Source organism: Rhodonellum psychrophilum GCM71 = DSM 17998, assembly GCF_000381545.1.
Lineage (GTDB): Bacteria > Bacteroidota > Bacteroidia > Cytophagales > Cyclobacteriaceae > Rhodonellum > Rhodonellum psychrophilum.
Genome location: NZ_KB906681.1, coordinates 104,611 through 116,691 on the forward strand (window position 1 = coordinate 104,611; position 12,081 = coordinate 116,691).

The 12,081-nt window shown below is 41.9% G+C and carries 9 protein-coding genes and 1 pseudogene; 9 read left to right on the forward strand and 1 reads right to left on the reverse strand.

Annotation, left to right across the window (positions count from 1 at the left end):
* The first annotated feature begins 6 nt into the window (after window positions 1-6).
* On the forward strand, window positions 7-408 hold the full coding sequence (locus tag F824_RS0114375) for a response regulator (protein WP_031327236.1): 402 nt from the start codon (window positions 7-9) through the stop codon (window positions 406-408).
* Window positions 405-1,622, forward strand: a complete 1,218-nt coding sequence (locus F824_RS27970) for a sugar transferase (protein ID WP_019598612.1) — start codon at window positions 405-407, stop codon at window positions 1,620-1,622. Before F824_RS0114375 ends, F824_RS27970 begins: the two co-directional genes overlap by 4 nt.
* 106 nt (window positions 1,623-1,728) lie before the next feature.
* Here the strand turns inward: F824_RS27970 and F824_RS0114385 are convergent, their stop codons facing one another.
* Window positions 1,729-2,787, reverse strand: a complete 1,059-nt coding sequence (locus tag F824_RS0114385) for a glycosyltransferase family 2 protein (protein WP_316928730.1) — start codon at window positions 2,785-2,787, stop codon at window positions 1,729-1,731.
* Window positions 2,788-3,182: 395 nt separating this feature from the next.
* Here F824_RS0114385 and F824_RS0114395 point away from each other — a divergent pair, with 395 nt between their 5' ends.
* The 7 genes and pseudogenes from F824_RS0114395 to F824_RS28185 all read left to right on the forward strand — a co-directional run.
* Complete coding sequence (locus F824_RS0114395; protein ID WP_019598615.1) at window positions 3,183-3,902, forward strand: TolC family protein; 720 nt, start codon at window positions 3,183-3,185, stop codon at window positions 3,900-3,902.
* Between the two features lie 2 nt (window positions 3,903-3,904).
* The gene (locus F824_RS0114400; protein ID WP_019598616.1) at window positions 3,905-6,085 is read left to right on the forward strand and encodes a GumC family protein; all 2,181 of its coding nucleotides are present in this window, start codon (window positions 3,905-3,907) and stop codon (window positions 6,083-6,085) included.
* A gap of 2 nt (window positions 6,086-6,087) precedes the next feature.
* Window positions 6,088-7,272 (forward strand): glycosyltransferase, encoded by a 1,185-nt coding sequence (locus F824_RS0114405; RefSeq protein WP_031327235.1) that lies wholly within the window; start codon window positions 6,088-6,090, stop codon window positions 7,270-7,272.
* Window positions 7,273-7,342: 70 nt separating this feature from the next.
* Window positions 7,343-8,734: an O-antigen ligase family protein gene (locus tag F824_RS25960; protein ID WP_019598618.1), complete on the forward strand. Its 1,392-nt coding sequence runs from the start codon at window positions 7,343-7,345 to the stop codon at window positions 8,732-8,734.
* Window positions 8,694-10,451 (forward strand): T9SS type A sorting domain-containing protein, encoded by a 1,758-nt coding sequence (locus tag F824_RS0114415; RefSeq protein ID WP_019598619.1) that lies wholly within the window; start codon window positions 8,694-8,696, stop codon window positions 10,449-10,451. The genes F824_RS25960 and F824_RS0114415 overlap by 41 nt, the downstream gene beginning before the upstream one ends.
* A gap of 11 nt (window positions 10,452-10,462) precedes the next feature.
* The gene (locus F824_RS25965; RefSeq protein WP_081625000.1) at window positions 10,463-11,446 is read left to right on the forward strand and encodes a glycosyltransferase family 2 protein; all 984 of its coding nucleotides are present in this window, start codon (window positions 10,463-10,465) and stop codon (window positions 11,444-11,446) included.
* A gap of 452 nt (window positions 11,447-11,898) precedes the next feature.
* A pseudogene (locus F824_RS28185) lies at window positions 11,899-12,069 on the forward strand (DapH/DapD/GlmU-related protein); the annotation flags it as partial.
* Between the last annotated feature and the right edge of the window lie 12 nt (window positions 12,070-12,081).

Consider the following 12,081-nt stretch of genomic DNA (forward strand, 5'->3'; position numbering starts at 1 on the left):
CTGAAAATGCCAACCAAAAAATCAAAAAAAAATCTATTGCTGATAGATGATCAACCTGTCATGGGTCTTTTGCTAAAAAACAAGCTTGATGAAAATTTTGAAGTCGTCCTAAAGCTCAATGGAGTAGAAGCGCTCAGTTGGATCATGGAGGGAAATATCCCTGATGTGGTGGTATTGGACCTGAACATGCCAGAAATGAACGGTATCGAGTTTATCAAAGAGGTAAGGAAATTCAATTATTTTGAAAAAGTACCTTTGATCGTTTTGTCGGGAGAGGAAAGCGTCAATTCAAGGATTGATGCTTTTAAATGCGGAGCGGACGATTTCCTGATGAAACCTTTCAATCCACAAGAATTGAATGTCAGGATAGACCGTTTCTTCAGCAGATACAAATTCGACTTGACATGAAAAAGAAATTGGTATTTATCAAACCCGGATATGCCCTAAACGTCAAATCAAAGGAGATCTTGGAAAAAGGATTTGACCTTAGGATCCAGGAGGACATCTTTTCATTCATCAATGAAGTAAAAGGTTCCACCTCAATGGATGCAGTTTTTTTGTTTGGAGATCTGAAAAACCCAAGCTTCGTAGACAACATCAAAAAAATCAAACCTTACGCAATTCGAAATAACTTTCAGATCTGCATTATTTCAGATCATTTTGATTTTGCTGACAAAAAAACAGCCATCAAAGAGAGTATAAGTGGTTTGTTTTCTACCAGCCAAATGCAAGAGCTGGAAATCCTCGACGAAATCCAAAATCTTCTGGAGAATCCTCCCATGAGAGGATTTATGGAAAATCTCAATAAAGAAAAGATTTTGACGGTCAATTACAGAACACCCTTCTGGAAAAGGTCCTTTGATCTACTGGTCTCTGGGAGTATCCTCCTGCTGATCTCCCCCATCATGGTCCTGATTGCAATCATGATCAGACTGGAATCAAAAGGAGCTATTTTTTACAAATCCAAAAGAGTGGGTACCGGCTGGGAAATCATCGAGTTCTATAAATTCAGGTCCATGGTGCCCGATGCGGACAAAAAACTCAAGGAACTCAGCCATTTGAATCAATACGCAAACAACCAAGAAAAAGAAACAGTCCCGGAATCGGTGACGGACAATGCACAGGATGGCTTTCAATTCAAAAAATGTGAAACCTGTACCAAATACAACCAATCCTGCGAAAGCCCCTTGTTCAATGAGATGGGACAACAGGTTTGCGAGATTTTGCACCTCAACAGCAAGAAAAATACGGGCGCGGCCTTTTTTAAGTTGACCGATGATCCTCGAATCACAGGCTTGGGAAAATTTCTTAGGAATTCCAGCTTGGATGAATTGCCTCAGTTGTTCAATGTATTCATGGGAGACATGTCGATCGTGGGCAACCGTCCATTGCCGATCTATGAAGCCGAAAAATTGACCACGGATCAGTTTTCGATGCGATTCATGGCGCCTGCAGGGATCACTGGCTTGTGGCAAGTCACCAAAAGAGGCAAGGCAGGCCCAATGTCTGAAGAAGAACGCATGCAATTGGACAACGAATATTCTGAAAAATTTGGCTTCTGGATGGACATAAAGATCATGTTGATGACCATCCCTGCCCTGTTTCAAAAGGAGAATGTCTGATGGATGGATGTGCGAATTTTAAAAAAAAATAAAAAAAAACCCATCCTGATTTGCTCAGGATGGGTTTTTTTATTCCTAAAGAACAAGCCTCAGGAAGCCTGGTGTCTCATGCTTTTCTGGCAGCCTTTTCCCATACACCTGATTGATTTCCCTTCATGTAAAGCAAAAAACCAGTAATCGCCGAATAATTCATGAAAGTGAAGTAAAAAGGTACAAAAAACAGTTTGACTTTTATCTGCTTGTTTTCATAATACCATCCAATCAGCGCCATAAGATAAAAAACGACCTGACCCAGCATAAAAAGTTGATAGAACAAACCTGAATCCAAGAGAAAAATATTGAGCAGAAACAACAGAATCAACAAGAATGGGGTTACTGTCCATCTTAGTACACGATGGGAAATGTATTGAAAATAAAGTTTGGGATCCTTGGATAAAGTGATTTTATCCCAGAGTCTTTGTACGGATTGCCAACCGCCACTGCTGATACGCTTTTTCCTTTTGTACTCTTCCTTGATGGAAGCCGAGCCTTTTTCCAATGCGTAAGCCTCAGGCTCATAGACTATTTTAAATCCTTTTGATGCGATCAGCAGTGATTGCATAAAATCATCCAAAATAGTATTTTCCGGCAAATCCTCATATTCTGAACACCTGAAGGCCACCAGTTCGCCTGCCGCGCCAACCGCACTGTGAAAATCAGAATCCATTTTTTTGAGGAAGGATTCATACTTCCAATAAAGTCCCTCCCCTGCCGAACTCGCCCCATCCCTTTCTTCGGTCAGGACTTTTTTCTCACCTGAAACACATCCTACTTTTTCATTTTCAAAATGCCTGACGATATTCTTTACAGCTTCCTTATTCAACATGGTATTGGCATCTGAAAAAATGACAATCGGTGATTTCACAAACGTCATTGCCCTGTTTTCTGCTGCGGTTTTACCCTTTCGGGCATCGTCATGCAGCAGCTTTATCCTTGGATACCGGCCAATCACCTCCCTAAAGTTGTCTGTCGACCCATCGGTAATAAAGATGATCTCCAAGAGTTCCGGAGCATAAATCAAATCCAAACAGTTTTGGATTTTTTCATCCAAGATATCACTTTCATTGAAACAAGGGATCACAAGTGTCACCTCGGGATGGTAGGTGTCTGAAAACAAATGCATCATCCCCTCCTTGTTGTTTTTAAATTTAAGCAGTATATATAAAAAAATTCCATACCCTATGAAAGTATAAAATACAATCGCCACACCAATCCAAAATAAAATTTCTACCATCCTCTTCTTATTCTAAAATTTATTTATCCTTTTGAATCAAATATTACCTAATTTAACAAACCAAACATCATTTCAAGCACCAAAAAAAGGCCGAAGATGAGAGAAAACCTAAGTAATACCCTATATTAATTGTGATGCCTTCCATATATTTTGTATAAATGGAGTAATTTTGGAAATAAATATAATAAAGTAATATCAATTCATCGGACTTCACCCAAATCCCAAATGATAAAAACATCAATCACCTAAGATAATATATGCGAAAAACGAATTTCATATACATTATTATGACACTTCAATTCTTGTTGATGGTCTCCTTCAAAGGGATGGGACAGGGGATTGAACAATTGGATCTTGGCAAAAATCTGGAAGATCAACTCCTCCCATTGGAAGAAATCATCAGCAAAACGTTGGATTTCAGCCCCAAATTGGATTATCAGGATGCACTGATAGAAAAAGCAGAGTACCAAGTGGAACTTACCAAAAGACTTTGGCAAAACAATGTTTTCGGATTTGCAAACTATTCTGCTGGTGATCAAAGGATCATCACAGGGGACAGTTTTAATCCTGGTGGTGCGGCCTCGACTTCACTCGTAAACGGCTACAGGGCAGGCTTGCAAGTGAATGTACCCTTGTTTGAATTCATGGGAAGAAAATCAAGGATCAAGCTATTTGAAGAAGAAAAAAAGGCCGTAGTATTCCAGAAGAATGAAATGGAGTTTGAACTGAGACGGCTCGTAACTTTGGAATATTTCAAACTGCTCGGCGCCTACGAACTTTTGAAAATCCGAAGTGAGGGACAGGAAGCGTTGAAAACAAATTACATCATTGCCGAAAAGGAATTTAAAGATGGAATCATCCCTATTGGGGAACTGTCCCGTCTGACGGACGTATTGGCCCAATCCAGATCTTACTACTCGGATGCCAAATTTGAATTTCTCGAAAGGTACCACAATCTCGCGGCGCTGGCCGGCTTGGCTCCTCACAACTTATTAAAAAATCAATAGCTGTGAATTTAATCAGGATCATCAAATTATTAGTCAGAAAAAAATTCATCATCGTCTTTTTCCCACTGACAGTAGCCCTATTGGCATTTCTACTCAATAGAAACAATCCAAAGGAATACCAATCCGGAATGATCTTCAACACCGGGATTGCCTCTGGGACGAATCTTTCGAGTATGTCCAATAGCCGGGTGGATTATTTTGCGGTAAACAATGCTTTCGATAACCTGACCACCATTCTTCAATCCAGGGAAACCCTGGAAGATGTTGCCATCAGCTTGCTGGCACTTCACCTGTCATTGGACAGTCCAGATCCCTACATCATTTCCAAAGAAAATTTCAATAAACTCAGAGAGGAACATTTATCTCCCGCCGTAGTCGCTGAATTGACCAAAACAAAGGAGATAAAAACGATTGAGGAAAAAATCAGGATTGACTATTATAACCAGGAGCCAAACGACCTCAAAGTTTTACTCCAGAAATCCAAAACCTTTTACAACATCGACGCCATCAAGGCGAACATGACTTTTTCCAGAAAAGGAAACAGTGACATGTTGGAAATCATCTACCGTTCCAATGATCCGGGTGTTTGTTTGTCCACCCTTTCGCTCTTGGCCGATATCTTCAAGGTAAAATATAGCTCAACCCGTAATTTCGAAGCAGGTGGGATTATCGAATATTTTATCGCCGAATTGGAAAAAGCAAAGATGCGGCTCAACAATGCCGAAGAAACCCTCAAAAACTACTCCCAGGAAAATCAAATCATCAACTACGAAGAGCAGACAAAATTCATCTCCGAGGGCAAGGAGGAATTGGAGAAAGATATCTACAAAGTTAAAATGGAGCTAGAATCCTCCACCAAAGCCTTGGCGGAAATCTCCGTTTCCATGGATGAGACGGCCGCCAAATACCTCAATGGAGAAGGCATCATGCGGCAAATGAAGGAAATTGCGCAATTGACCACCGCCATCACGACTATTTCCCTGCGCGAATCCAGTCCAAAAAACATCAAAACCTTGGATTCCCTGCAGCAAGTCCAGGACAACATGAGGGCAGGAATGATCAATACTGCAGACGAGTATTACTCCAGAAGCTACTCTAAAGAGATTCTTCCCCGACTGACAGTCCTGTCCGAATATTTGAAATACGTATTGGAAATAGACAAAAACAAAGCAAAACTCGAGGTACTCCTCACACAAAGGCTCTATTTCATCGACCTTTTCAGTGAATTTGCCCCCGTGGGCTTCAACCTGAGCAAAATGGCACGGGAAATCCAAATTGCCGAACAAGAATACCTGAGCATCCTGCATGGACTCAACCAAGCCAAAATTCACAAAAGCAATTCAGAACTCTTCGGAAACCTGAGTCTTTTGGACCGCCCCTTCTATCCTTTAAACCCCAAAGGATCCAAAATGGCGATGGTCCTCATCGCAGGTTTTATGGTATCCCTTCTCTTTGTGGTCGGCACGATCGTAGGACTTGAAATCATGGACAGAAAAATCAAAACGCCTTCTTCCATTCAGGAAGCGACCAATCTAAAACTTCTGGGAGTCATTTCTTCACCGATCCAAAACAAAAAAATCCTACAGGAAGACCTCCAACAAAAACTCCTCAACCTGCTTTCCAACAACCTCAACATCGCCCTAAACAAAAGCAATACCGAGGCCAAGAACCTTATCTTCCTCACCAGCACCCGTACCCAGGACAATATGAATGAGGCGGGACTTTTTGTTTCCAAGGCACTCCAAAAATTAACTGACAAAGTGATTTATTATTATTTCACCGAGTCAAATGACACACCTGAGCTCACTGAGAACGAAGAATCTAAAATCTTTGCCCGCAAATATGACCCCATAGGAAATCAAGTCATCCAAGAGCTGAGGCAAAACCTGAAAGAACAGGATGGCGTCATTGTACGGATACCAGAGTTTGAAAATGCCGTGCTGAATACGTTTTCCTCCATTGTACCTTCCATCGTTATCTTAATGGTCAATGCTGATCAGGCTTGGGGTTTTCATGACAAAGCAGCCTTGGATTTCATCAAGGAAACTTTTCCCAAGTCAGAAATTTATACCGTGGGTACAGACATGAATGTCAATTATATGGAAGAGGTAATTTCTGAAGTCCCAAAGAATAGAGGAAAGTTGCGGGTTTGGGTAAAAGGCCTTATCACCCTAAATAAATAAGTATGAAAAAAACGATACTTTGTATTTCAATGACCCCTTGGAAAGGCGATTACCTCAAGTCAACCGTGGAATTGATGAAGGGCATTTCATCGGAATACGATGTATGGTTTGTGGATTATCCATTCACGGTCAAGGACGTCTTGACAGGGATGCGAAAACCCAATAGCATGATCCCTTGGAAAAAAATAATGGGGATTGAAAATCGAATCGAGTCCTTTGACAACGGAACAAAAGAGGACAAGGTCAATATTTTCACAGCTCCACCGATCATTCCTTCTTTTTGGGCAAACAACGACCAAACATTTGAACGATTGAACAAAATCAATTATCGGATCATCTTGCGTAGCGTTCTCAAAACCATGAAAGGCCAGAATTCTTATCCGGATGCCATCATCACCGCATTCAATCCCTTCACAAGCGTGGGGATCAAGGAATTTTTTCCCAATGTCCCCAATATCTATTACTGTTATGATGAAATAAGTGCTGCTCCTTGGCTCAAAAAACATGGGGGAAAAATGGAGCGCAAACTGATGGAAGAGGTGGATGCCTGCGTTTTCACTTCCGATCATCTCGCCAAGATCAAAGGACTTGAAACCAAGATCAATAAAGTCGTCAAAAACGGAGTGGACATAAAAGTTTTCGCGCCGTTTGTAAAGAAAGAGCTCACCTCAAACAGTCCAAAAACAATAGGTTATGTGGGTACCATTGATGATCGTTTTGATACCGTTTTGATCAAATCAGTAGTGGAAAAAATGCCCAATTGCCATTTTTTAATGGTCGGCAGGGTATTGGATCAGACTGTCGTCGAGCAACTCGAAGGCTTCCCCAATGTGATGTTCAAACCTGCAGTCGCCATTACGGAGGTGCCTGGCATTATGCAAACACTGGATATTGCCATCATCCCATACGTAAAGAACAAATTCACCATTTCCATTTACCCCCTTAAGATCAATGAATACCTGGCAATAGGCTTGCCTGTCATCATGACTTCGTTTTCTGACCTGCCCGAATTTGAGGACTTGGTGAAGATTGCCGACAGACCAGATACTTTTGTTGCAGCCATTGAAGAATTACTGGAAAAAGATAGCCCAGCCTTGATCGAAAAAAGGCAGGCTTTTGCAGCGGAAAATTCTTGGCAGAAAAAAGCAAGCGAGTTGATTTCCATTCTCAGGCAGTTTACCGATTAAGCAACTGGCCTTACCAAAAAACATATCGCAAAACAGCAAGGCCATCCTTGAATATTTACTTTGGGGATCCTTGGCCATTGTTTTTGGCTTGCTGGTCGCCAAGGCGCAATTCATTGGAATTGGATTGATCTTCATCATCATTCCCTTGTTGATTGTGATGTATTTCATTTTCCAATACCCACTTTTCGGTCTGTTTTTGGCATTCAACTTGGCTTTTGTGGGAAATGGCTTGTCTAGATACATTCCGATCCCTTTTGGGCTTCTCTTGGATGCCGTTATTTTCGTCAGTGTTTTTCTTTCACTTGTCAAAAGCGATCCTTCAGGAAGACAATCCTTAAACTCCGCCCCATTTTATGTATTCTTTGTTTGGTTTGTTTATACGACCCTCCAGGTTCTGAATCCGCAGGCAGTAAGCTTGACTGCTTGGTTCTATGCTGTCAGGGGCACCTCCTTCAACTTTCTGTTTATCATCATCATCTGCCTGATTTATCTCAAAGACAAAAAGCATCTTGAAATATTTCTCTACACCTGGTTGGCTTGGTCTGTCCTTGCCGTCCTCTGGGGGCTGAAACAAAAAATGATAGGATTGGATGGCGCTGAAAATGCGTGGCTTGCTGCAGGGAACGCCTCCACCCATATTCTGCATGGGAAATTGCGGGTGTTTTCTTTTTTTTCCGACGCTGGCCAATTTGGTGCTTCGATGGCTCAGGCAGCATTGGTATTTGCAATCATTGCAATCGGTCCCGGGTCCAAAACAAAAAAAATACTCTTTGGTTTGGGTGGACTTCTTTGCCTGTATGGCATGTTGATCTCTGGGACCAGAGGAGCACTGATCGTACCTGCGGGAGGTGGCTTTGTTTATCTTTTGGTAAACAAAAACTTTAAGGTTTTGATCCTTGGGGCTATTGTCGCTGCTTCCGCTTTTGGCGTACTCAAGTACACCTATATTGGACAGGGAAACTATGATATTCAAAGATTAAGGAGTGCGTTGGACCCTGAGGATGCCTCATTAAATGTAAGAAAGGACAATCAGAAGATATTCGCCAAATACTTGGCCGACAAACCCTTCGGGGGAGGTATTGGCTCGGCCGGATATTTTGGATTGAGATTCAGTCCCGACACCTTGTTGGCAAACACGCCAACAGACAGCTGGTATGTGAGGATTTGGGCCGAAACAGGAATCGTTGGACTCGTCATCCATGTAGCGGGTATTTTGATCATTTTAGGTCTTGGCTTTTTCAAGATATTCAACATAGACGACCCTGGTTTGAGAAATACCATGGGGGCCCTTCTTGCAGGTTTAACGGGAATCGTATTGGCCAGCTACGGCAATTCCATCATTGGGCAATATCCTTCCAATATCATCTGTTTTATCTCAATTCCTTTGATATGGAAAGCGTATCTCTGGGATACCAAACCGGATGAACCGCAAGACCAAACCAAAGCCAGCCATTCTTCTTGACACCTTTTCAACACAAAAGATCTGTTTTAACATTCCTGACATGCTTTATTTTTACAAAAACATTTTCAATCCATTGTTATTTACGGTGGTTTTGGCGTGCTTTTGTTCGGGAGAAACCAAAGCTCAAAAAGTGTTTTTTGTCAACCCCTCTACAAACAAAATTCTGGTCATTGATCCTATTTCTTTTCAGGACATTGCTCCCGGAGACAGCATCATCTTGATGGCGGGTACCTATTCCCAAATTTTGATCAGGAATCTAAGGGGCGATAAAAATTCACCCATTGTGATCGTGAATAAAGGGGGACCTGTTGTTCTTTCAGAAGGAATCAATTATGGCATAGCGATAAGAAATTCGAAGTACCTAAAGATAATAGGGAAAAATTCCAACCAAAATGCGCCCAATGAAAAAGGAATTTCCATTCGGGATGTCTCCAACGGGAACGGGATATCACTGGAGGACGGAACCAGTCAAATCGAGATTTCAGGCATCGGTTTATACAATATCGCCAAGTCTGGAATTATGGCAAAATCAGATTCAAACTGTCAAAACGATTCATTCTTGAGGGAAAATTTTATTTTTGAAGGCCTTATCATCAGCAACTGTGTTTTTGATGCCATTGGGGACGAAGGGATGTATATCGGCAGCTCCTTCTACCATGGTCGTACCTGGGATTGTGATGGTGGAATTAAACCTGTATTGGAACACCTTATGCAGGATGTCAAAATCCATGACAATATCCTGAACAACATCGGCAAAGATGCCATTCAAGTGAGCTCTACACCATCAAATTGCCAGATTTTCAACAATCGGGTAACCCTAGACAGCCAAGAAATGTCCTTCGGGCAAATGAGTGGGATCCTGATCGGTGGGGGCAGTGTTTGTGAGGTCTTCAACAATTTCATCGCGGACGGGATGGGTTCAGGCATTGAGGTATTCGGAAACTCCGGCAATGTCATCTATAACAATGTGATCGTGAATCCGGGCAGCCAACTCTTTCCGGAATCCTCCCCACAGAATTTCCCGAAACATGGGATTTACGTCAAAAACATTACCGGTGAAAGTATTTTCGATATCCGCATTTTCAACAATACCCTAATCGCTCCCAAGACAAGCGGGATCAATTCTCCTGATGCTCTAGGAAACAAAACCATTATACAAAACAATGTGATTGTAAATCCAGGGGTTTTCCCCATCGTGGCCAACCGGGCATTCATCGACCTGAATAAGTCTTCCTCCATCGAATATTCAAGGGCAAATCTATTCAGCAATGCCATTGATTCGCTCTTTTTCGAATCCTCCGAAAATTATGATTTTAGACAAACCTTCCGTTCTCCGCTGATCAACTCGGGACTGCCGATTGCGGGATTTGATTTGAACTTCGACCATGATCAGCTTCCCCGACCAAAAAACGGAAAAATGGATATGGGAGCCTTTGAATACCAAGAAATTTACAAGCTGAACAATGCTTTCGGAAGCTTAAAAATCTATCCCAATCCCTCCTCGGATTACCTGAACATGAAGTACCTAAACATTCGGGAAAACGCAGGTACCATCGCATTGATCAATACCAATGGTGTTATTTTATTTCAGGAAAAATTTCAGGATGAATACAGCTTAGACAGAATTTTGGACCTCCGCCAATTCCCAAATGGCCTGTATATCTTGAAGATAGACACAAAAACAACCAGTCTGAGCCATCTTCTATTCAAAAATTAATTGAGTTTCAAATGAAAAATTCGCTGAATCGACCACTTGTCAGTATAATAAGTGTAAATTTTAATCAGTTGAGCTGTACTTTGGCATTTTTGGAGTCAATATTCAAAATAAATTATGGCCCGTTTGAAATCATCGTGGTAGACAATGGATCAACGATCGATCCGGAAAAAGAAATAAAAACCAAGTACCCAGGGACAAAAGTCATCAAGAATAACAGAAACCTTGGCTTTGCGGCCGGCAACAATTCGGGGATCGCAGTTGCAAAAGGAAAATATTTACTTTTTCTCAACAACGACACCATCGTAGATCCTGATTTTCTACAACCCTTAGTGGATCTGTTCGAAAACAACAGTTCCATTGGCGCTTGTTCCCCCAAGATCAAGTACTTCGATAGAGACAATACCATTCAATGGGGCGGATCAAGCGGCATCAGTGAATTTACAATCAGGGGATTCGCCAGGGGTGGCCAAGAGCTGGATCTTGGACAATGCGATGACACCATCGAAACGGAGTTGGTTCATGGGTCGGCGATGATGGTTCCAAGGGAGGTCATTCTTGATGTGGGATTGATGCCAGATCTCTATTTCCTTTACTACGAAGAACATGATTGGATTGAAAGGATCAAGGCAAAGGGATACAAAATATATTTTGTCGGCAATTCCACGGTATATCATAAGGAATCCATGTCCATAGGAAAAAAAAGCCCGATAAAAACCTATTACCTCCACCGAGGCCGATTGATCTTCACAAGAAGAAACAGAAAAGGCTGGAAACGTACCATCAGCCTGATTTCCTTTGGGATCCTTTCTTTTCCCAAGGCAGTCCTGGCCTTTTCCCTCAAAGGGGAATTTGACCACCTTAAGGCTTTTTGGTCAGCATGCCTGTGGAACCTCAAGAACAGCAATGTTTCTGCCCAGCCTCAACTGGTCGCTAATGGAGATGGAAGCTATTCGATCAAGAACGCAACAAGACAAGAAATTAAAATATTTACTTAAAAATCATGGTTTCAAAAATTTCAAGCATCCTTGGCAAGAAAAAGAAAGCCCTCGAAGAAGAAGGACTTCCCAGCCACCCACTTGCCTTGCTCAGCCTTCTCATTGGCGGATTCGTGGAGCTGTTGATGGCAAAATGGTATTTTCGAAACGCCAAAAAGTTGGGCTCCATGGTTTTGACTAAAAACAGGCCCAAAGTGGAAATCTATGGAAATGTGGAAATTGCAGATGGTGTTAAATTTTGGTCAAAATTTGACAGATGCAAGATTTTTGTCAAAAAAAATGCTTCTTTGACCATCGGGAAAGACACTTTCATCAATGGTGTCCATATCTCCGCTAGTACCTCCATCACCATCGGTCACAATGTGGATATCGGACCTTATACCATAATTATGGACAATGATTTCCACGCCATCGGAAACCAGGATGCTTCCGAAATAAAGAAGGGTATAACCATTGAAGACCATGTATGGATCGCCATGAGGTGCATCATCATGAAAGGTGTCACCATAGGCAAAGGTGCCGTCGTCGCCTCAGGATCAGTCGTCACCAAGGACGTCGCACCCTATACAGTTGTCGGCGGAGTCCCTGCCAAATTCCTTAAAAACATCAATACTCCTCTCTGAAAACAAAAGTGA